The 22,266-nt window shown below is 44.5% G+C and carries 20 protein-coding genes and 1 pseudogene; 15 read left to right on the forward strand and 6 right to left on the reverse strand.

Annotated elements, in window-relative coordinates; genetic code table 11:
- Nucleotides 1-146: 146 nt before the first annotated feature.
- From DUN60_RS23325 to DUN60_RS23355, 7 genes are all read left to right on the forward strand, one after another.
- Complete coding sequence (locus tag DUN60_RS23325; RefSeq protein ID WP_009846307.1) at nt 147-749, forward strand: 2OG-Fe(II) oxygenase; 603 nt, start codon at nt 147-149, stop codon at nt 747-749.
- A 287-nt stretch (nt 750-1,036) separates the two neighbouring features.
- Nucleotides 1,037-2,329 (forward strand): extracellular solute-binding protein, encoded by a 1,293-nt coding sequence (locus DUN60_RS23330; RefSeq protein WP_114635614.1) that lies wholly within the window; start codon nt 1,037-1,039, stop codon nt 2,327-2,329.
- Between the two features lie 239 nt (nt 2,330-2,568).
- Nucleotides 2,569-3,450, forward strand: coding sequence for an ABC transporter permease subunit (locus DUN60_RS23335; RefSeq protein WP_114635615.1), 882 nt, complete (start codon nt 2,569-2,571; stop codon nt 3,448-3,450).
- 38 nt (nt 3,451-3,488) lie between these two features.
- A complete protein-coding gene (gene ugpE, locus DUN60_RS23340) occupies nt 3,489-4,331 on the forward strand; it encodes a sn-glycerol-3-phosphate ABC transporter permease UgpE (protein ID WP_012601047.1) in 843 nt (280 codons plus the stop codon).
- Nucleotides 4,321-5,631: a sn-glycerol-3-phosphate import ATP-binding protein UgpC gene (locus DUN60_RS23345; protein ID WP_114635616.1), complete on the forward strand. Its 1,311-nt coding sequence runs from the start codon at nt 4,321-4,323 to the stop codon at nt 5,629-5,631. Before ugpE ends, DUN60_RS23345 begins: the two co-directional genes overlap by 11 nt.
- Before the next feature lie 56 nt (nt 5,632-5,687).
- Entirely contained in the window at nt 5,688-6,407 is a 720-nt protein-coding gene (locus DUN60_RS23350; RefSeq protein ID WP_114635617.1) for a glycerophosphodiester phosphodiesterase family protein, read from the forward strand.
- A gap of 158 nt (nt 6,408-6,565) precedes the next feature.
- Nucleotides 6,566-7,303 (forward strand): sulfite exporter TauE/SafE family protein, encoded by a 738-nt coding sequence (locus tag DUN60_RS23355; protein WP_114635618.1) that lies wholly within the window; start codon nt 6,566-6,568, stop codon nt 7,301-7,303.
- A 77-nt stretch (nt 7,304-7,380) separates the two neighbouring features.
- Here the strand turns inward: DUN60_RS23355 and DUN60_RS23360 are convergent, their stop codons facing one another.
- The gene (locus tag DUN60_RS23360; RefSeq protein ID WP_114635619.1) at nt 7,381-8,160 is read right to left on the reverse strand and encodes a L,D-transpeptidase family protein; all 780 of its coding nucleotides are present in this window, start codon (nt 8,158-8,160) and stop codon (nt 7,381-7,383) included.
- Nucleotides 8,161-8,162: 2 nt separating this feature from the next.
- Complete coding sequence (locus DUN60_RS23365; protein ID WP_004733067.1) at nt 8,163-8,645, reverse strand: GNAT family N-acetyltransferase; 483 nt, start codon at nt 8,643-8,645, stop codon at nt 8,163-8,165.
- 209 nt (nt 8,646-8,854) lie between these two features.
- Here DUN60_RS23365 and DUN60_RS23370 point away from each other — a divergent pair, with 209 nt between their 5' ends.
- The 3 genes from DUN60_RS23370 (at nt 8,855) to grxB (ending at nt 11,124) form a co-directional block, all read left to right on the forward strand.
- Nucleotides 8,855-9,835, forward strand: coding sequence for a Gfo/Idh/MocA family protein (locus DUN60_RS23370; protein ID WP_114635620.1), 981 nt, complete (start codon nt 8,855-8,857; stop codon nt 9,833-9,835).
- Nucleotides 9,836-9,999: 164 nt separating this feature from the next.
- Complete coding sequence (locus DUN60_RS24625) at nt 10,000-10,158, forward strand: hypothetical protein (protein WP_004733064.1); 159 nt, start codon at nt 10,000-10,002, stop codon at nt 10,156-10,158.
- Nucleotides 10,159-10,491: 333 nt separating this feature from the next.
- Nucleotides 10,492-11,124: a glutaredoxin 2 gene (gene grxB / locus DUN60_RS23380; protein WP_054548426.1), complete on the forward strand. Its 633-nt coding sequence runs from the start codon at nt 10,492-10,494 to the stop codon at nt 11,122-11,124.
- A 104-nt stretch (nt 11,125-11,228) separates the two neighbouring features.
- Here grxB and ppsR read toward each other — a convergent pair whose 3' ends face one another.
- Nucleotides 11,229-12,062, reverse strand: coding sequence for a posphoenolpyruvate synthetase regulatory kinase/phosphorylase PpsR (ppsR, locus tag DUN60_RS23385; protein WP_017069200.1), 834 nt, complete (start codon nt 12,060-12,062; stop codon nt 11,229-11,231).
- 178 nt (nt 12,063-12,240) lie between these two features.
- On the opposite strand from ppsR, the gene ppsA reads away from it, so the two are divergent.
- Nucleotides 12,241-14,613 carry a phosphoenolpyruvate synthase gene (ppsA, locus tag DUN60_RS23390; protein WP_017086817.1) on the forward strand — a complete coding sequence of 791 codons (2,373 nt, stop codon included), beginning with the start codon at nt 12,241-12,243 and terminating at the stop codon, nt 14,611-14,613.
- 83 nt (nt 14,614-14,696) lie between these two features.
- Here the strand turns inward: ppsA and DUN60_RS23395 are convergent, their stop codons facing one another.
- Both DUN60_RS23395 and DUN60_RS23400 read right to left on the reverse strand, forming a co-directional pair.
- Nucleotides 14,697-15,488, reverse strand: a complete 792-nt coding sequence (locus DUN60_RS23395) for a hypothetical protein (RefSeq protein ID WP_114635621.1) — start codon at nt 15,486-15,488, stop codon at nt 14,697-14,699.
- Nucleotides 15,489-15,554: 66 nt separating this feature from the next.
- Complete coding sequence (locus tag DUN60_RS23400; RefSeq protein ID WP_114635622.1) at nt 15,555-16,925, reverse strand: serine hydrolase domain-containing protein; 1,371 nt, start codon at nt 16,923-16,925, stop codon at nt 15,555-15,557.
- Between the two features lie 93 nt (nt 16,926-17,018).
- On the opposite strand from DUN60_RS23400, the gene DUN60_RS23405 reads away from it, so the two are divergent.
- From DUN60_RS23405 to DUN60_RS24845, 3 genes are all read left to right on the forward strand, one after another.
- Nucleotides 17,019-17,993 carry a helix-turn-helix domain-containing protein gene (locus DUN60_RS23405; protein WP_114635623.1) on the forward strand — a complete coding sequence of 325 codons (975 nt, stop codon included), beginning with the start codon at nt 17,019-17,021 and terminating at the stop codon, nt 17,991-17,993.
- A gap of 262 nt (nt 17,994-18,255) precedes the next feature.
- On the forward strand, nt 18,256-19,590 hold the full coding sequence (locus DUN60_RS23410) for an MATE family efflux transporter (RefSeq protein ID WP_114635624.1): 1,335 nt from the start codon (nt 18,256-18,258) through the stop codon (nt 19,588-19,590).
- Nucleotides 19,591-19,956: 366 nt separating this feature from the next.
- Nucleotides 19,957-20,043 (forward strand): DUF3087 family protein, encoded by an 87-nt coding sequence (locus DUN60_RS24845; RefSeq protein WP_171311705.1) that lies wholly within the window; start codon nt 19,957-19,959, stop codon nt 20,041-20,043.
- Nucleotides 20,044-20,181: 138 nt separating this feature from the next.
- On the opposite strand, the pseudogene DUN60_RS24850 reads toward DUN60_RS24845, so the two are convergent.
- A pseudogene (locus DUN60_RS24850) lies at nt 20,182-20,339 on the reverse strand (ISAs1 family transposase); the annotation flags it as partial.
- 695 nt (nt 20,340-21,034) lie between these two features.
- Between DUN60_RS24850 and DUN60_RS23425 the strand changes: the two are divergent.
- Nucleotides 21,035-22,168: a sugar ABC transporter substrate-binding protein gene (locus tag DUN60_RS23425; RefSeq protein WP_114635625.1), complete on the forward strand. Its 1,134-nt coding sequence runs from the start codon at nt 21,035-21,037 to the stop codon at nt 22,166-22,168.
- The last annotated feature ends 98 nt before the right edge of the window (nt 22,169-22,266 follow it).

Consider the following 22,266-nt stretch of genomic DNA (forward strand, 5'->3'; position numbering starts at 1 on the left):
CTGGCTCACTTTCCTTTCTGAAGAGCCCCTTCCCTATTTCTACGAGCAAACGAAAGACATTTATCGTAACGACAAAACATGTGATTTGGTGACCTAAGTTATTCGGACTATATATGCGCCTCTAATTTATTGTCTGAGTGCTATACATGAACCAATTGATCGATGCTCTTTCTACCCAAGGTTACTTTGTTTGGGATGACTTCTTAACTCACGAAGAAGTGGTGGCATTGAGGGATTGCATTCCAGAGAACTGGAAAAAGGCTAGGATCGGCCGTAACGATGACGTAGCACGAGAAGCAACGATTCGTAGTGACAAAATTCAGTGGGTACGCCGTGATATGGGCGAACCAGCATCTCTGTTCCTAGACAAAATGGAACAAATTCGTTTAGAGGCAAACCAAGCGTTCTTTTTAGGTCTGTTCGAATACGAAGCGCACTTTGCAAAATATGAAAAAGGTGACTTTTACCAGAAGCACTTAGACTGCTTCAAAGGCAACGAAAACCGCCGCCTGACCACAGTATTCTACATGAATGACGAATGGTCTGAGGAAGACGCAGGGGAGCTCGTGGTTTACGATTTAAAAGACAATCACATCGCGACCATTCCACCAAAGGGTGGTCGACTGTTGGTATTCTTGTCTGAACAGTTCCCACACGAGGTACTGCCAACCAACACAGAGCGATTCAGTATCGCGGGTTGGTTCCGTATTAACGGTGTGAAAGACAACCAATTGGACATCGCACACTAAATCTGTATCCACATCGAACCTTCTTCTAAGCCTCTCCATCGAGAGGCTTTTTTATTGAACAACAGTTGTTCAATAAAACGTCTTAAAAACCGAACATGTTCAACATCAAAGCCATCAATAACTTTACTCTTAAATAAAATCGAAACGAATCTTTCATATCACTGAAACGGTTTAGCCACGTAAGTGAAATATGGCCTGTTCAAGATAGCTTCAAACGACACCCCTACCGTCTCGTTAATACTCTAATTCAATACCTCTACATAGATTTCATCCAAAAGGAAAAGAAGATGAATAAGCTAATTTTGGCAGGCGTTCTTTCCGCAACAGCGGCAATGCCAGCGTTCGCAACGACTCAAGTCACTTGGTGGCACGCAATGGGCGGCCAACTTGGAGAAACCGTCAATAAGATTGCGACTGACTTTAATGCGTCACAAGATGATTACAAGATCACGCCAATCTATAAAGGTTCATACACAGAGACCTTAACAGCGGGTATCGCAGCATATCGAGCAGGCGAAGCTCCTAACATTCTACAAGTATTCGATGCCGGTGCTGCAACCATCATGAACGCTAAAGGCGTCGCCAAACCGGTACAAGATATTCTGGTTGAGTCTGGCTACAACTTTAATTCGAACGACTACCTAGCGGGCGTTCGTAACTTCTATGCAGACAACCAAGGCAAGATGGTTGGTATGCCTTTCAACAGTTCGACACCGGTTCTTTACTACAACAAAGATCTTCTTGCGGAAGTGGGAGCCGAAGCACCTAAAACTTATGAAGAACTCGAAGTGGTTGCTAAGAAACTGACGGCCGAAGGGCACATCGCGTTTTCTCAATCTCTAACGCCATGGATTATGTTCGAGAACTTTAAGTCTCGCCATAACCTACCAGTCTCTGACCAGAACAACGGCTACGACGGCCTGTCCACCAAAATCATGTTCAACACCAAAGATATGATGATGCACGTTAGCAAGATGAAAGAGTGGTCAGATCTAGGTTACTACAAGTATTACGGCAGCGATTGGGATGCAAACCAAACGCCTTTCGAGCGTCAAGAAGTGGCAATGTGGATGGGTTCTTCAGGTTCATTCGGTGGCTTACGTAACCGCGTACCTTTCGAGCTAGGCACAACTTACCTTCCATACTGGAAATCGGTTAACCCAGATGCCGGCTTAACCTTCATTGGTGGTGCCGCTCTGTTTGCATTAAATGGCCATGACCAGAAACAGGACAAAGGTGTTGCCGCGTTCTTTGATTACCTGACAAAGCCTGAAACTCAAGTTTACTGGCACAAAACCACTGGCTATGTACCTGTAACAACTGCTGCCTATGAACTAGTAAAAGAGTCTGGTTACTACAAAGACCAGCCAGATGCAGAAGTGGGCGTAAAGCAGCTTAGCCTGAAATCGGGCGAGTGGACTAAAGGCTACCGCCTAGGTTATTACCCGCAGATCCGTGAAGTGATGCACCGTGAGTTCGATAACATCTTCGCAGGCCGATCTAGTGTCGAGAACAGCCTAAACAAGGTCGAAGATGAGAGCAGCAAACTACTGAAACGCTTCGCTCGAACGATGAACTAATTCTGCTTTTTAGCTAGAGCAGATAACTGAACTAAAGGCTTAACACACCAAAAGCCGTTAATTGCTCCTCACCACTTGTCACTGCGATTAAAAACGTAATGGCAAGGCGTGAGGAGGTTCTTCATTAGCGCCATTTGTTGCTCCAACAACGATAACTCAACGGGATGCATGCCTTGATATCGCGCTAGTGGTAACGGTCGCAAATAGTGGCCACTGTAACTATTTTTAGGGATTACCCTGTGGAACGACGTCAGCAATTCTTTCACTCTCCGCTGCCTTACCTATTTTTGGCGCCTCAGATCCTCATCATTGCCGTTTTCTTTATCTACCCAGCAGCAAAGGCGGTTTACCTTTCATTTATGCTGGAAGACCCTTGGGGCACCTCATCTATATTCGTCTGGTTTGAGAATTACCAAATGCTATTCGAATCGAGCGAGTACCTGAACTCGATTGGATTTACTTTGATGTTCGCGATTGTGGTCTCTTTCTTATCACTTGCCTTGGCTCTGCTGCTTGCCGTGAAAGCCGACAACATCATTCACGGACAAGGCGTATACAAAGTCACCCTCACTTGGGTTTATGCGGTTGCGCCCGCGATAGCAGGCGTTATCGGTGCTTTCTTGTTTAACCCACACATTGGCGTGTTTACCGAAATATTTGCGGTTATAGGTTGGGACTTTAGCTTTCAGACCGATCCTGTTGATGCCACGTTTGCTCTGATTTTGGTGTCCGTGTGGAAACAAGTTTCGGTGAATTTCATCTACTTTCTGGCTGGGCTTCAATCGATCTCTTACGCCGTAAAAGAAGCAGCGATGTTGGATTGTATCAGTGACTCGAAACGTTTCTGGACCATCACTTTCCCACTACTGGCCCCTACTGGCTTCTTTCTGTTGGTCATCAACCTCACCTACTCCTTCTTTGAAACCTTTGGCGTGATAGACACCATGACCAATGGCGGTCCGGGCGGAGGCACAACGTCGTTAGTCTACAAGGTGTATCGAGATGGCTTTGTTGGCGCAGATTTAGGCGGCAGCTCTGCACAGTCTGTTGTGTTGTTACTACTGGTCCTCACTCTTACATTTATCCAGTTTCGCGTTGTAGAAAAGCGTGTTCATTACTAGCCCACGACAGCTAGGTTTTAACGCGACAGGAGTTATTTATGAAAAGTAATAAGGTCTCTGACCACCTAATTTTAATTGCTGGGATGCTGTTTATGTTAGTCCCTATCTGGCTAATCTTTGCCAGTTCAACCCACAATCCAAACACCATTGTCAGCGAAGGCCTGCAATGGCTACCGGGCGATAACTTTACGGCTATTTATAGCGAAGCTTGGAACAAAAGTATGGGCTTCAGTGGCGAAGTCACCGCCAGTAAAATGATCGCCAACTCAATGATCATGGGGCTAGGTTTTGCGATCGGTAAGATCATCATTTCGATGATGGCGGCGTATGCTTTGGTCTACTTTCGACTGCCTTACGCCACGGCGTGGTTTTGGTTGATCTTCGTAACGCTGCTACTGCCATTAGAAGTTCGTATTATCCCTTCCTATGAAGTTGTCGCAGGGCTTGGGCTTCTTAATAGCTACACAGGGTTGATTCTACCTTTGATCGCATCAGCCACCGCGACCTTCTTTTTTAGACAGTTCTTCAAAACCATCCCCGATGAATTGTTAGAAGCCGCCCAGTTAGATAACGCAGGTCCATTTCGATTCTTTGTCGATATCTTGCTGCCTCTATCTAAAACCATGATCGCCGCGATCTTCATCATCATGTTTGTTGTGGGTTGGAACCAATACTTATGGCCGATCATGATGACTACCGATGAAGGCTACAACACCATCGTGATGGGCATAAAACAAGTACTCAACAACATCAATGAAACCAGTTTACCGCGCTATGACTATGCTTTCGCCATGGTGATTTTAGCCATGTTGCCACCCGTTTTAGTGGTGGTTGTATTTCAGCGTTGGTTTGTAAAAGGGCTAGTAGAAAGTGAAAAATAATAACGACACAACTCAAATGAACAATAACCGCATTCAATCACTTGATGAGTACAAGACGTCTCAGCTGCCTTCTCACCAAACTATTCACAAAAATACAGAGGACACCTCGATGCCAAACTTAAAGCAGACGCTAGCGCACAACCAAGCCACTCACGATCGTACGCGTAAAGCTGCCACCATGTTGGGTATCAAAAACTTGGTCAAGACGTATGAAAACGGCCATCAAGCCGTCAAAGGAGTCTCGCTTGATATCGATGAAGGTGAGTTCCTTGTTTTGGTGGGTCCTTCTGGTTGTGGCAAGTCTTCTATTTTGCGATCCATTGCGGGTTTGGAAAGCATCTCTGGTGGCGAGATTCACTTAGGTGGCCGTCGGGTTGATACAGAGAAACCTGCCCTGCGTGATATCGCGATGGTCTTTCAAAATTATGCGCTCTACCCTCACATGACGGTGTACAAAAACCTAGCTTATGGCTTAAAGAATCGAGGAGTCAGTCAGCACCTTATTGAAGAGAAAATTGAGAGAGTTGCCAAAACGCTGAAAATCGAAGAATACCTAGACCGCAAGCCAGCCAAGCTTTCTGGTGGTCAACGTCAACGTGTTGCTATGGGGCGAGCAATCGTTCGCGATCCGCAACTGTTCCTGTTTGACGAACCTTTGTCTAACCTAGATGCCTCACTGCGTGCTCACATGAGATTAGAAATCAAAAAGCTACAACGCGAGCTTGGTGTGACCAGTGTTTACGTCACTCATGATCAAGTTGAAGCCATGACACTGGCTGACAGAATCGTGGTACTCAACAACGGTCAAATAGAGCAAGTAGGAACACCAAGAGAGGTCTACCACCAGCCAGCCAGTACCTTTGTGGCAAGCTTCATTGGCAGCCCAGCGATGAATTTCTTACCAGCAACACTCGACGACGGCTACCTTGAGATTGGCGACCAGCAAATGTACTTGCCCGAATACGCCCACGTAAAAAATACAGCCATCACACTTGGTATTCGCCCAGAACACTCTGAGGTTTGTGCCGATTTAGTCATGAACACGTTGCCGCTTGAATTACGCATCAGCGTGGTTGAGCCTTTAGGGCCAAATCAATTGGTTCATGGCCTTGTAAACGAACAACCCTTTATTGCAGTGACACCCGAAACGACGCTGTGCCAAGCTGTCCCTCTCGGGCTAAGCATCGATAAATCCAACCTGCATATTTTTGACAATCTTGGCAAACGCATTCACCCAAATAACTTCACATCACAGGAGTCACACGAAGATGCGACAAGCTTAACGACGGCTCTAGCTTAATCGAGTACACTGATATTTAATGCGTTTTTACGGTGCGTCTTTAAGAAGGATTAATTATGTCGTCTATCATCGTAGGTCATCGGGGTGTCGCAGGTACTCACCCAGAAAATACCAAAGCAAGCATTGAACAAGCGGCTAAACTCGGCTTGAAATGGATTGAAGTTGATATTCAGCCCACTCAGGATGACCAACTGGTCGTTTGTCACGATCACACGCTTGAGCGCTGCAGCGATGGCAAGGGTCGAGTTGATGAACACACCCTTGCTGAACTGCGTCAGCTCGATTTTGGCCGTTGGAAGTCTGAGCAGTTCGCTGGAGAAAAAATACTGACGTTGGAAGAGTTACTCGCACTTGTTGAGCAGCATGATCTTAGCGTCAACCTCGAAATTAAAGTCGACAGCCGACATCAAGCCCCTTATGTGGTTGATTTGCTGCACGACGAGTTGATTCGCTCAAATCTAGACACCGATAAGGTCTTACTTTCGAGCTTCAGCCATAAGGTGGTTACTGAAATGGCTCGTCATTTACCGAGATATCGAGTGGGAGTAATCACAGAGCAACTGACTCAAGATGATCTTATGCTCATCAATGAGGTCAAAGCGTTCAGCTGTCACATGAACTATGAACACGTTGATCAGATCGATCTTGACACTCTCAACAAAGCGAACATTCAAGCATGGTGCTACACCGTCAATGATCCGTCTCACTTCAAGCTTATCTCAAAAGTAGACGCTGTATTTACTGATTTTCCGAATCAATTTAACCCTATAAATTGACCTCGTAAATACCGAAAAAGCACCCCCGAGAGACTTTAAAATTAACCCTGAAAAACCTGAAAATTAGGTAGCAAACACAAGTGAGTAGGAGTACATTCCGCTACTCACTTGGTTTCACTAGCTCGCCTTATTAGACAGCTTCATTGGTTACTTAATTTATGGATCTCATTTTTAGTCCAACCTTCCCAATTTTGGGTGCAATCTTCATTTTCGCCGCTATTGTTCGTGGCTTCTCAGGTTTTGGTTTCACCTTAGTGGCATTGCCATTGAGTGCGTTATTCGTGCCTGTTATCGAACTGGTTCCTGTTTTCATGCTGATCGACCTGTTAGGCAATATCCAATTGCTGCCGAAGGTTAAACATCACGTAAATTGGCGATGGGTTTCAAAGGTATTTGTCCCTTGTTTGGCCTTCACGCCCGTCGGCTTGCTGTTACTCAAATCCGTTAGCCAAGACACGATCATCTTGATCATCAGTGCCTTCATTTTTGCGTCAGCAATCATGATCTACAAAGGGTTCCAATACAAAAGCGAACCTAGATTTGCTCCCTATATTCTAGGCAGCCTTGCGGGGGTAATGAATGGCGCAGCTTCAATGTCTGGCCCTCCGGTTGGCACGCATGCATTGGCAAGTCCTGTCGCACCACACATTGCCAGAGCCGGCCTGATTGCGTTCTTTGTACTAGCTGATTCTAGCGCCTTTGTTACGGCCTCTATCGCAGGGTTAGTCGATCGTGATGTGGTCTGGCTTACTCTAGCACTCTTACCAAGCAGCATGTTTGGCGGCTATGTCGGTTCAAAATTGTTTGAGAGGTTTGGTGGGGCGAAGTTCAAGCCAGTCACGATTGCACTGCTCATTGTGATTGCTATCTTCAGTGCAGGTCGAGTCATACTGTAACTGGCTCTAGCGCTGATTTCGGCAATTGTTTTCGAGAGTTGTTTTCGAGAATTGTTCAGGAAAATGGGTACCGATAACTACCATTCAATATGGATAGGGGTACCCATTTTTACGAGTTGGATGAACTCATCCATATCTTGATTGGTTAATGCAATACAACCATCCGTCCAATCGAAGCTTTGTATAAAACTAGGTGAACGACGCTCACCATTCTTGATTCCGTGGATCTTGATATTGCCCCCAGGATCAACATCATTTTTTTGTGCCCACTGCATATCTGATGATCGCGGGTAGTTGATATGCACCGAGCGGTAGAAGTCTGATTCTTCCATAACATAGTCGAGCTGGTATTGCCCTTCTGGCGTTCGGTTGTCCCCTTCAAAGCGCTTATGCCCTCTCGGTTGTTTACCTAGCGCAATACGAAATTCCTGAACCACTTCCTCCCCTTTGAGCAGATACATTCTACGTTTAGATTTGTCGACTTTAACTAAGGTGACCACTTGCAATAACGGGTCTATGCCAGAAGACGCGTCAGGTAGAGTGTAAAACTCTTGAGAGGAACTTTGAGGTTGACCTAATGAAGAGCTTTGAGATGGATCTAGTGAAGAGCGTTGAGAAAGCTGGGTGACCTTTTGTTGAGAGTCCCCTTCAAGAGCATCGTCCATAACAATGACATGCTTCGAATTCGAGGTGACCGATGACGTAGGTGTGCGACTAGAATGGGAAGGTGCTGACTCAAATACAATGGTTTCGATAGCGGTCGCATCAGACACAATTTTATCAACGACGAGCTTCTCCGCATAAGCGAGCGAAGTAGAAAAGAGTAAGCATAACGATAAAGGCCAAATCAAACGCACCTTTAAATCTCCTCAAAACGCATGGACATGGTTCGAGATTGAGTTTCCATCCCTAACGACTCATAAAAACCCTGAGCTTGCTGGTTGAACTCCATCACTTCTAACCTAAGCTCGATAGCACCGCTCGCTTGAGCCCACTGATTGAATGACTTCATTAAAGCTCGACCGACACCTTGGCTTTGAACTTGATCGTTAACCACAATCGTATTCACTCTTGCCACCTTATGCGGCTGAATAAAGCTCACCCCTTTGTTCTGTGTCACCTTCCCGGCTAAGAAGCCGACCACTTGTTGCTCATCAACGGCAACGAAGAAAGCCCCTACAGGATCGATCATCAACCCTAACCAGTACTCTTCACTGTCGGTAAAACCCAATGAAGGTGGCGCAAATACCATCGGAGCACCAAGATGATGTTGACGATTTATCTGCTCTGAGAGCTCTAAGATCGAGCTTATATCAGTGACCTTGGCAGTCCGAATTTGCATATCATTACCTTATTTGAATTCACTAATACCTTAGCAAAAATGACTTGGTTGTGCACCGTTGTACTGGTCAACCCAGACGTTCTGTGAAGGCTGATTATTAATATTAGGCACTATGTTTAGGGAAATTGTTCCGTAAATCTCAGGCACATTGCCAACCGTTGAGTGCTACTATCTCTGCAGAATCAATACACTAACTATTGGACACCTATATGATTAAGTTTGCTGTAATTGGAACCAATTGGATTACACAAAAGTTTGTTCAAGCTGCTCACGAATCTCAATCAATGCAACTTGCTGCGGTTTACTCTCGAAATCTAGACAGCGCGGCACAGTTCGCCCAAGAGTTTGACGTTGAAACGACGTATAACTCACTCGACGCATTGGCCAATGACAAAACGGTTGAAGCCGTATACATCGCTTCACCGAACTCACTCCATTGCGAACAGTCCATCTTCATGATGGAGCACGGCAAACATGTCATCTGTGAAAAGCCTGTCGCATCGAATATTGATGAAGCAACCCGAATGTTTGAGGTCGCTGAGAAAAACGGTGTGGTGCTGTTTGAGGCGTATAAATCTCAGTTTCTACCGAACTTTAAGCAAGTTCAACTAGGGTTAGAGAAGATTGGCAAGGTACATAAGGCACACATCAACTACTGCCAGTATTCATCACGCTACCAAAAATACCTAAATGGTGAGAACCCAAACACCTTCAACCCAGCTTTTTCTAACGGCTCATTGGTCGATATTGGCTTCTACTGTGTTGCCGCGACAGTCGCGTTATTTGGCAAACCTGAAAATGCACAGGCTTCTGCAAAGCTGCTTGATTCAGGTGTCGATGCTCATGGCTGTGCGATCTTCCAATACCCTGAGTTTGATGTGACTCTTGCGCACTCCAAAGTCAGTGATTCTTATACGCCAAGTGAGATCCAAGGTGAACTAGGAGCGATCATCATCGATCACATCGCCGAATGCACCGACATTAAGATCCGCTACCGCGATGGCACGGTAGAAAACCTCACTCAAGCACAAAGCGAAAATTCAATGTGTTACGAGGCGCAAGCCTTTGCTAGTTGCATTGCTGGAGACGACACAACACAAGCGCAAGCCCAACAGCGCGCTTTAACGGTTGCCAAGTTAATTACAGAGATGCGCCAACAAGTTGGTGTCGTTTATCCGGCAGACAAATAACATCGCTGAATGAGTTAACAAACTGATTTTTAAGAAATACTGTTTTATGCATAACTAAATTTAATCTTTACGACAAATAACCGGATTAGTCGATTGGGGTGCCATCTGTTTAAATCCGCGTTCGATATCTATCGTATTTATTTAATTTATTGAAGGTGTGTAAAGTGTTTTCAGTTGACGATCGCGTTGTAGCAACAAAAGGTGTTGAGCTTGGTGAAATGGTAGTGACTGGCCTAAGTGCTGGTGGTGGCTACGTTCACGTTACAACGGTAGAAGGCGCAATGACGCTTACTTACCCAGCACAAGACCTTAAAAAAGCATAGTTTAACCACTCTGCTCTTTTAGTAGTCACTCTGCTAAAGGTAACAACATTGAGGCTTTGGCTGACTTCACTCTTCTGCATTAGAGTGAGCCGCCAGAGCCTTTTTTGTGCCCGTTATTTCTCACTAGCCTTCCCATTAGTCTACGCATTGCAGTAAAGCCGAATCCAACAGACAATAGAATTAATGAAAGAGCATTTATACCAAGCACTTATTGTGTATTGTTGATGCTTGCTGTTTATCAGTACTTAGCGTTTATTGACGCTTAATGTTCGTAATACTTTCTGATACATTAGCATTAACTTATATTTATTCTATCCTGAACTAAGGGAAGCTATGAAGCTTTACATTTACGACCACTGCCCTTTCTGTGCAAGAGTTGCCTACATCGCTCAATCTTTAGGCTTGAACATCGAACTTGTTTCTGTGGATTATGATGATGCCCAAACCCTTATCGATCTGATCGGTAAGAAGATGGTGCCAGTCCTACAGAAAAACGACGGTTCTATTATGGCTGAAAGCCTAGACATCATTGTTTACTTCATGGATTTGAAATCAAGTGACGAGCAACGTGAGCCGTCTGAGCAGGCTGCGCTTTTTCAAAGCCGCGCTTTCCCTCTTACTCAACAGATCGGACGCCCACGTTGGTGGAACCTCGACTTGGCTGAATATCGCTCTGCTGGAGCCAAAGAAGCTTGGCGTACAAGTAAAGAGACCGAAGGTTTTAACTTTGAAGAGCTCTTAGAAAAGACCCCACAATACGTTCAACTGATTAACCCATTACTGAAAGATGCAGAGCTTCTATTGGATCTAGAGAATGGTGAATCATCGCTACCTTTAGTTGATCAAGCACTCTATTTCTCAATGCTTCGTGGCTTCTGTGTTGAACCAAGCATCACATGGCCACCAGCACTTGAGCGTTGGTTAGAAAAACAGAGTCAAACGTTAGGCATTAAGCTTCTTCGCTAATTTGCTAAGCCATTAGTCGTTAGCAACTAGCCTAAACTAAAAATCGAAGCTCCCCGAACCATTGTCCGGACGAGCTTCGATTTCTATGACTTAATTATCTTTTTCTACAACAAGCGCCTTCTCAACCCTGTTCGCTCCAAGATTCGTGTTGAAATTTCTTCAACCGATAGCGAAGACGTGTTGATGTAAGGTATCGCTTCTCGGCGAAACATCGACTCTACCGTTTGCAATTCATACAAGCATTGCGAGTCACTCGCATACTCACTGCCGGCTAAACGGTTCTCTCGAATTTCAGTCAACCTTTCCGCATCAATGGTTAAACCAAACAGCTTGTGTCGGTAGATCTCAAATTCGGGTAACAGCTTCAAGCGCGCCAAGTCATCATGAATGAACGGATAGTTCGCTACGCGCAAGCCAAACTGCATCGCCATATACAAACTTGTCGGTGTCTTACCGCTTCGAGACACACCCAATAGGATGATATCCGCCTCTTCAAGCCCTTTCAGCGTGATGCCATCATCATGAGCCAGCGTGTATTCAATCGCAGCAATACGGTCGAAGTACTTCACTGAATCTTTATTAACACTACGTGAGCGCTGCAGCTTAGGCACAGGGGCCATTTGGGTATCGTCTTGCACTTTCTGCACAATACTCTCTAGCACGTCATAACAATGCGCTGGTGCCTCCAAGAGCTTCTGCTTGATATCTGGAATCACAATCGAAAAAAAGACCAACGGGTGGTTGCCCGTATCACGATACGAAATTTCGATCTCTTTTAATAAATCAGAAAGTTTGTCTTCACTTTCGACAAACGGGAAGGTTTTTTCATTAGCTTCGAATGGGAATTGACCTAGAACAACATGCCCTAAAGTCTCACATGTTATGGCAGTTCCATCAGAAACATAGAATACATCACGACTTTGGATATCAATTTGCATTTTTTATTTAATGTTTAAAATTATTTTGAGTAGGATGGGAACCATAATATATATAACGAAACCCTGCTGACTATTACGTCCCCCACAGCTTTAGAAAATAATTTACATTTTTTTAAACTGATACGTAATCGTTTGCCTTTAAATCCCTACAATGCTTGCTATGTTTCTGGAGAAATAAATGCAAAATAACACCCTATGGTTCAATGGCCTTTCCATGGAAGATGTCGACAAAGTCGGCGGTAAGAATGCTTCACTTGGCGAAATGGTTTCTAACCTAGCCAACGCTGGCGTATCAGTACCTAATGGTTTTGCTACCACATCTTATGCGTTTAACAACTTTCTTGACTACAAAGGTCTTGATGAGCGCATTCACCAACTCCTTGATGAGCTTGATGTTGAGGACGTTGACGCACTGCGTAAGACAGGTGCAACGATTCGACAATGGGTTCTAGACGCGCCCTTCCCAGAATCACTAGAGCAAGACATCCGTGATAACTACCGCGAACTGATTGAAGGCAACGAAGAATTGTCTGTTGCGGTTCGTTCATCGGCAACAGCTGAAGACCTTCCAGATGCTTCATTTGCAGGCCAACAAGAAACCTTCCTTAACGTGAAAGGGATCGATGCGGTTATCGAAGCGACTAAACACGTGTTCGCTTCTCTGTTTAACGACCGTGCTATCTCTTACCGAGTACACCAAGGCTTTGATCACCGTGGCATTTCATTGTCTGCGGGTATCCAGCGTATGGTTCGCTCAGACAAAGCCTCTTCAGGTGTGATGTTCACGCTTGATACTGAGTCAGGCTTCGACCAAGTGGTCTTCATCACCTCTTCTTGGGGGTTAGGTGAAATGGTTGTACAAGGCGCTGTGAACCCAGACGAATTCTACGTTCACAAGCCAATGCTAGAAGCGGGTCACTACCCAGTTGTTAAAAAGACATTTGGTTCTAAGTTGATCAAGATGATCTACTCAACCAACCAAGAGATCGGCAAGCAAGTTGATATCATCGACACCGATACTCAAGAGCGTAACGAGTTTTCATTGAACGATGAAGAGATCAAAGAGCTAGCAAAACAAGCGATGATCATCGAGAAGCACTACCAACGTCCGATGGACATTGAGTGGGCAAAAGATGGCATCGACGGCAAGCTTTACATCGTTCAAGCTCGTCCTGAAACCGTATGTTCTCAAAGCGACCAAAACGTTATCGAGCGTTACGAACTAAACAACAAGGCAGATGTACTAGTTGAAGGCCGTGCTATCGGTCAACGCATCGGTTCAGGCCCTGTTCGCTTAGTTGATTCTCTAGACCAAATGTCACTGGTTCAAGAAGGCGACGTACTGGTAACAGACATGACAGACCCAGACTGGGAACCTGTGATGAAGAAAGCGTCCGCGATTGTGACTAATCGTGGCGGCCGTACTTGTCACGCAGCGATCATTGCTCGTGAGCTCGGTATTCCTGCCATTGTTGGCTGTGGTACAGCGACAAGTAGCCTAAATGATGGCGACATCGTGACAGTGTCATGTTCAGAAGGTGAAACGGGCTACGTTTACAATGGCGAACTCGACTTTGAAATCAAACGTTCTGAGGTTGATGAGCTACCAATGCTGCCAACCAAAGTCATGATGAACGTAGGCAACCCAGATCGTGCCTTCGACTTCGCTCAGATCCCGAACGAAGGTGTTGGCCTTGCTCGTCTTGAATTCATCATCAACAAGATGATTGGTATTCACCCTAAAGCTCTGCTGAACTTCGATGAGCAAACGGATGAGATCAAAGCAGAAATCAACCAACGCATTCGTGGTTATAAAGATCCTATCGATTTCTACGTAAGCAAGCTAACGGAAGGCATCGCGACCATCGCTTCTGCGTTCTGGCCTAAGCGTGTAATCGTACGTATGTCTGACTTTAAGTCGAACGAGTACAGTAACCTTGTTGGCGGTAAAACGTTTGAACCACATGAAGAGAATCCAATGCTGGGCTTCCGTGGTGCATCTCGTTACATCTCTCCAGTCTTTGAAGACTGTTTCGAGCTTGAAACTCAAGCGCTGAAACGCGTTCGTAACGAGATGGGACTGAAGAACGTTGAAATCATGATTCCATTCGTTCGAACTCCAAGCGAAGCGGCATCGGTTATCGACATTCTGGCTAAATTTAACCTGCGTCGTGGCGACCAAGGTCTGAAAGTCATCATGATGTGTGAGCTACCATCGAATGCGATATTGGCTGATGAGTTCTTGAAGTACTTCGATGGCTTCTCGATCGGTTCGAACGACATGACGCAGCTGACACTTGGCCTAGACCGAGATTCAGGTGACGTTGCACACTTATTCGATGAGCGTAACCCAGCGGTGAAAGCGATGCTGAAAATGGCAATCGATGCAGCAGCTAAAGCGGGTAAGTACGTGGGTATTTGTGGCCAAGGCCCATCTGACCATGATGACCTAGCTGAATGGTTAATGGAGCAAGGCATCAGCTCTGTTTCACTAAACCCAGATACGGTTATCGACACGTGGTTGAAGCTTGGTAACGTAGCAAATAAATAACGCTTCGTGCGAGACCTAAACGACAAAAGCCAGTCACGATGACTGGCTTTTTTAAGTTCTTTGCATGTTAGCAAACTAGGGAGTTAGAAGTAGTATCTCACACCAATCCAAGCCTCGGTTTGCCAATCATTCGACATTGACACACCTTTCACATCAACATCTGCTTTGGTAATGTCATAACGCGTATTCAACCACCAAGTTCTTGCACTGTTCATCGGTACATTTAACGATGTTTTGAAAGAGAAGTTCTGCATATCGATGTCATCGCCAGAAAGATCCTGCCACTCTGGTACTAAAGACACATAGGCGCCAGAGTCACCGAGATGCTTCGCGGTAATCAAACCAAGCGAGTATCCCGTTAAATCATCTTTAGATGAAGTAACACCAGGGATCTCCATGCTACCTGTCATCAACCCTGCTCTTGGAAATACAAGAAATCCACCGGTATAAGCTGGGTTAATCGCAACAACACCGCCAACCGACAATAAGTCATTTTTAATGCTGTTGCGCGTATTAATATAATCTAATGAAAGACCCACTTTAGGCGTAGCTTTAGTCCCCGTTTCAAAGACGTGGAAGTACTGGATTCTAGAGTTGCTATACTCTGTACCGAATTTGTCTGGATCGCGAAGCGCTGTGTTGCTTTCATCGACAAACGTCCCTTCAGCCAATAGGGCAAACTGTTGACCGTTTTCTAAACCGCCAGAAACTTGCCCTTGAAATTGGATATCTGAACTACCATTCAACATCAATGCAGCTTGAGTATAAACTTTAGTGACATCAGCAGGATCGATAACACGTTCGGAATCTGAACCTGCATGTGCAGGAAGGGCTAGACCTAAACTCAACGGGATTAATAGAGCAAACTTTTTCATTATATATCTCGAAAGTCGTTTGCTTCCTCCTTGAAGCCTGGAACATCCTGTTAGGTAATAAATAGATTACTTGTCAGCAAGTAGTTTTGCTGCTGAACGCATTAGTGCCGGGCCTTTATTCTCACCAAAACCTGAATGGTATGGGTTGGTTGAGAACATCACGCCTACAAAATCACGATCTGGATCGATATAAATAAACTGGCCAAGGTTGCCACTTTTCGACATCGCACCGTCATTGAAGATATAGTCGAATTGATAAGCGTTATAGTCGGCCTTTTCGTTAAAAGCATGAACAGAACCGCTCTCTTTGCTAGTACCTACGAAGGCTTTTGGATCTCCGCTATTGCGAATACGATCAATCACGGCTTGAGAGATGACAGGCTCATCCGCCACCGCTTTCCAGCTTGGCGTAAACAGAGTGCCCCAGCGCGCCATATCTTCTACTGTTGTCGAAACCAAACCGACGGCAATCGCCATTCCATCTGGCGTTAGGTTAAACTGCATAGGCTGACGGGCATGTACCTTAGACCAAACACGATCTTCAAAGACTTCGGTCCAAGTCTTGTTTTCAATGTTTTCTACTAGCTTGGTCAAAACCATGGTATTGATTGAGGCATAGCGGAAATGATCACCTGCTTTCTCGCCCTCCAGTTTCTGAGCACCTTTTGCAACATTCATCCATGTTTCCATCTCACCGGTTTTTGCTCTTGGTGAATTGAATGACGCAGCAAAGAAACGTACTACGTCAGAGTCCGGATTCAATATCGATTCAAGCGTTTCTTCGTTGTCTAACGCAGTCGACATGTTGAGCACTTGATGGACAGTGATATCTTCCCAATTACTCCCTTTTAACTCAGGGATGTAATAAGTAATATCTTGTTCAGGATCGACTTTACCTTCTTCAACCAACATTGCGACTACTGCGCCTACCGTCGTTTTCGCTGTTGACGCCCAAACATGAGTGTCTGTGGGGCTCATGCCTGGGTAGGCCTGATAAACAATTTCCCCTTTGTGAATTAACATGAAACCTTGAGTTCGGAACTGCTCGTCCGCTAGGTATTGCTCCATCGTCAACTCACCTTTGGTTTCGGTGTTTACCGTTAATTTAGCAAGGCGTGAATCGATATTTTTAACCAATGGTTTATATTCAGCATTCGGGGCAGCAAAAGCTGTCGGCATGAATTCACTCATGTGCATGTTGTAGTAAACACTGTGGTCTCCACCCATTTGCCAATGGAAGTTATTGAAGTTTTCGCGGGCAGAATCAACGAAGTCAGGAGAAAAAGATTGGTGAGCATCTTTCACCGTTAGAGTGACCTGAGCACCTTCAATTTTAAGCGCGGCTTCTACTGGGTTTTCTGCAAATACAGTCGATGACACGGCAAGCGATGAAATCGTGAGTGATGAAATAAATAGGGCAATGGGTGTAAGTTTCATATTCTTCTCCTCTTTGGGTGGAGAAAAGTATATTGAGTTACGCTACATTTAATTAGGTCATTTGGTGACATTTATAGGTAAGCACTAACAACAATGAAAGCATCATCGCGCACCACTAACATACTATTGAGCTCTACCAGTAATATTGCCCCATACATTGCGTATTGCGATAAAGAAGCACTTGATTGGCGCGGTGTCGCTATAGAATGTGGTTTGCCACTTGAGCTAACACAATCTAATCAGTGGCTTCCTACGCAAGATTTGATTCGCTTCATTCATGGACTTGAGCGTCAATTTGGTTATTCGATAGGGATTGAGGTCGGTCGTAAAACGTCTCTGGAACAACTGTCACCACAACTGAACCGTGAGATAGAGAAATGTACATCGTTAGAGCAGGCTATTCGTTGTTTGATCGCTGCAATGCCTAGTTTGAACAACCACGTCACGATATGGACCGAGAAAAAAGATGGCTTGTGGTGGCTATGTCATCGCAGTTGCTATCATCCATCAACCTCTGGATTTGAACAATCCGAATGGTTTAGATCCCTTACAGTGATTACCCTATGCCGTAAGTTTATAGACGACCAGTGGCAACCATCACACGCTAAGCTTGTCTCTACCAACAACGGTGCGCGTCAGTTACCTAAACACTTTTTTAATTCTGATATTCAGTTTGAGCAACAATATGGGGCGCTTGCGATCCCACTGCCCGACGACTATCGCGCTATCTCAGAACAAAATAGTACCCAAGATTGGGAGCAAGCCGTAAAGACACTGATAAACACTTATTCGACTTTACCTTGGTTCAATATTGAATGGTTTGCGACCATGCTCGGCATGACAAAACGAACGCTACAGAGAAACCTGAAGAGCAAAGGCATTCTGTTTAAAGAAGCCAAAGAACAGGTTCGTGAAACCAAAGCAAAACAGCTACTCGAAGAGACCGATCTTTCAGTGCAAGAGATCAGTTGGCAAGTTGGTTACAGTGATTTGAGCAACTTTAACCGTGCTTTCAAAGGTTGGGTTGGTATCACAGCACCAAATTATCGGCATAAAGCGAAACCTTAGAAATAATCGATTTGAAAACCTTTAGACCCAATCCGCCAATATAAAACTCAGGAACAAGATACGACACCTCAAATTTCAATAAGCGAACGCATAAAGTTACATCGCACAATGCTCACATACCGATGAAACTGTGCAAAGGTAATATCGATAGATCTAATAACAATTATTGGTATCGAGCTGACCTTACGTTATCCTTTACGCAATTCTTCATTGAGAGGTTTGTCACCACAACAAGCCTAACTTCAAGACCGATAAGAGTGTTATGAATTCTACTACCGCAACTCCTTCGCCTTCTCTTGGCCGACAACTCTATACAATGACATGGCCAATGCTATTTGGGGTACTTTCCCTGATGAGCTTCCAACTTGTAGACAGTGCTTTCATTGGCCAACTGGGCGTGCTGCCGCTCGCTATCCAAGGTTTCACGCTTCCAATACAGATGATCATCATTGGTATTCAGGTCGGGCTGGGTATCGCGACGACCGCGGTAATCGCTAGAGCCATTGGCGCGAATGAAACGCGCTACGCTAAGCAGCTTGGTGGATTAGTGATTGCGATGGGCAGCGTGAGTGTCGCGCTTTTCTCTGTCATCATCTATCTGCTGCGTGGGCCAATTTTACAGTTGTTGGATGCGCCACCGACGGTATTGCCGATCATTGATTCTTATTGGATCTATTGGCTAATCAGCTCTTGGACAGGAGCCCTACTCTACTTCTTCTACAGTGTTTGTCGTGCCAATGGTAATACCATGCTGCCCGGATCAATGATGATCGCGACCAGTATCATCAACTTGATATTGGACCCGATTTTCATCTTCACTTTCGACATGGGCATCAATGGAGCAGCCATTGCGACCATTTTGGCATTCGGTGCGGGTATCTTTATCGTTGCTCCAAAAGTTACGAAAAAGCATTGGATGACATTCGACTGGCACGATCTCAACATTGGTAAGAGTGTTCGCTCCATTGGCAACATCATGGGACCAGCGATGATCAGTCAGCTGCTGCCACCCGTTTCATCAATGTTTGCCACTAAGCTACTTGCTAGCTATGGCACCGCTGCCGTTGCTGCTTGGGCGTTGGGTTCACGTTTTGAATTCTTCTCGATTGTCGCCGTGCTAGCACTAACGATGTCGATGCCACCAATGATTGGACGCATGTTAGGAGAGAACAACCTGATAAACATACGTAAGCTCGTTAAGATTGCAGTGATGTTCGTATTGGGTTTCCAGTTGGTGATAGCGTTAGTGACTTGGTTGTTCTCTGGTGGGCTAGCAAACCTTATGACTAGTGAAAGCGAAGTATCGACGATTTTGAACTATCACCTACTGATCGTGCCTATTAGCTTAGGGCCACTGGGAATCTGTATGCTGATGGTTTCTGTCTCGAACGCTCTGGGTAAGTCTTACACCGCCTTGACGATTTCAGCGCTGCGCCTGTTTGCTTTCTTCTTACCTTGCTTGTGGGTTGGCTCTCAGCTTGCTGGTATTGAAGGTTTGTTCTGGGGCGCAATGGTAGGTAATGTGCTTGCCGGAACCTGTGCATGGTTTATGTACCAACGCGCACTTGGGCAAGTCGAGGCTAAGCTTGCTAATTAACCAGTTAGCGAACTAAACGGCTTGCCAGCTAAACCACCAGAAAATTATTGAACGAAAAAGCAGCCACTTAGGCTGCTTTTTTAGTTTTCAGATTTAAAGAACATCGAGTTTAAGCTTGCTCAAAGTGACTCAAAAACTCACCGCAATCTTTTTGGAAAAGTGGCAATGCTTCTGCTAGGATTTCTAATCGCTCACGATATTATTACAATAGGCAGACCAAACAGTCATATCAGCTACATGAGTACACAAAACCATGAGTTTATGCTCGACCCCATGCGCTAACTGTAAAGTGGTATAACGTATGTTACTCATATCCAAAAGCCCCGTTGAGCAAAGATTTACTATTCTCAGTTTCACGGAAATACCATGAAGATCTCAAATATAGACAAAGACACTTACCGTAGAAAAACTAACTTGGTCATGGTAGGTTTTGCCGGCAGCCTTGTAATGTAAACCTTTGTATTCATCTCCGTTCTTATTTCTCTATTTGGTTTAAAGGGTTACAAATTCAGGTTCTACTAGCAATTCCCGCCTCAATGTTCTGGTGTTATCTTACCAGTCATAGCGGGCCGCGAGCATACTTCAATGGGTTTACAACCCGAACAAGATTCGCGCCAGATAATCGTTGCTCCATCCCGCTTTCTTCAACTTCACTTTCTGGCTTGCCGCTCCGTAATCTTATTGCTTTACATGTTGATAACGAAACGTCTAAGCACCGCTATATTTTCTAGCGCACCGTCTAACATAATACTGGCTGTTTTCTAGTGGTTGATACGCAAATACACGGAGCAGCGGGTTCATGGCGAGTAGAAAACCGCGCAAGTGCCATCACAAAAAAGATAAATTCGATTTTGACTTTGTCATTGATCTAATGAGAAGAGACCTTTGCATTTGTCTAGATGAAGCAAAATCTGATGGTATTAAACTGCCACTAACAGAATAATTCGATCACGAATACAGCAATATTCAAGAACAAGATTTGGGCCGAATGGATATGTCCTATGTTAATCAAAGTGACTAAACAAAAGTGTAACCCCACAAAAAATCATATTAGCGTAAAAGGTGAAGATAATAATGCCCCTTTTTATTGCAAGCACACCACTCAGTCTCTTCTTTTATTTATCTCGTCCTACAGACTGTTATTGTCTTCACGTTTTTAACTTATCAAAGACCATGAATACCTTAGATATCGTTGCGTTAGATAACATTTATCTATGTGATATGCATTTTTTCTATGGCCACCAAATATAAATAGCATTTCACCACCTACCACCAAAGACCTATGATGATTTGAATGACGTTAGTCTTATAAACCAACAAACATGTGTCACCGGAGTGACTCTAGAGAGATCGCTTAACAAAAAGAATAAGCTGTTGATATTATTTAATTTATGCCTTATTTATTTTGTCAACCTAGTACCCTACCCTATTCAGGAGCAATAAAATGATTAAGAAATTGTCACTTGCTGTTTCAGCAGCCCTATTACTAAGTAACACTGCAATGGCTGCAGAAAACATCGTTATTGGCGTTGAAAAAAGCTATGTCCCTTACTTCACCGAACTTGCAGAGCAGTTCAATAAAGGGAAAGACTTTAAGGTAGAAGTAGCAGCAACAAGCATGTTTGATTTACTGGCAGCGCTACCAACTCAAAAAGGTAATATTGCTGATATTTTCATGATCCCAAACGACCGAATCGGTGAGTTAGCGGATCAACATTTAATTGCTCCAACCAATTTTACCGTTAATGGTTATACAGATGCCGCTACCAATGCATCAATCTACAATGGTCAAACTTATATGTTACCAATGTCTACAGATACAACGTTATTTCTATATAACAAAGACATGATAAATGAAGCACCAAAAACACTTAAAGAAATTCCACCTTCTGAGTGGGCTGCAAAATTTACTGATTTTTACTTCACTGGCGGCTTATTTATGTCTAATGGCGGCTATATCTTCAAAGACAATAATCCACAAGATATCGGCTTAAATACACCTGATGCAATCAAAGCAGGTTTAGCTGCCCAAGAGTTATATAAAAGTGGTGTGAGCCATTGGACCCTAATGCAAGATGATACCGTTGCTTATGACATCATGATGAAATACTTCATGGAAGGAAAAGTAAAAGCCATTATCAATGGTCCATGGGCAATTGCTGATATCGAAAAAGCCGGCATTAATGTTGGTGCAGCACCTATCCCAAGTTGGGATGGCAGTCATCCATATAAAGCTCTAACAGGCACAAAAGGGATGACCGTTAACGGCTACAGTGACAACAAAGAAGGCGCTCGTGCCTTTATTGAATTCCTAGCGACTCCTGAGAATGCAAACAAGTGGTATTCAGACACACGTGAAGTCTCACCTAGCCTGTCTGTTAATTACAAAGAAGACTCTCTACACAAAGCCATATTTGATGCGACAAACATCGGCCAACCTATGCCAAGCATCCCAGAGTTCATGAAAGTGTGGGGACCAATGAAAACGGGTCTTGCTCAAATCGCACAAGGTCAAGATGTCAAAGCGGTATTAGACGCCGCCGTTGATACGATTGAAGTTGATATTGAAGACATGTAATCCGCTAGCTTAGTTTGCAGATCACTTAGTTTTCAAATCAACTAGGTTTCAAATCAACTACACGATGTCGAGTACATCCGGCATCGTGTAATACAAAG

Source organism: Vibrio splendidus (genome assembly GCF_003345295.1).
Classification (GTDB): Bacteria; Pseudomonadota; Gammaproteobacteria; order Enterobacterales; family Vibrionaceae; genus Vibrio; species Vibrio splendidus_K.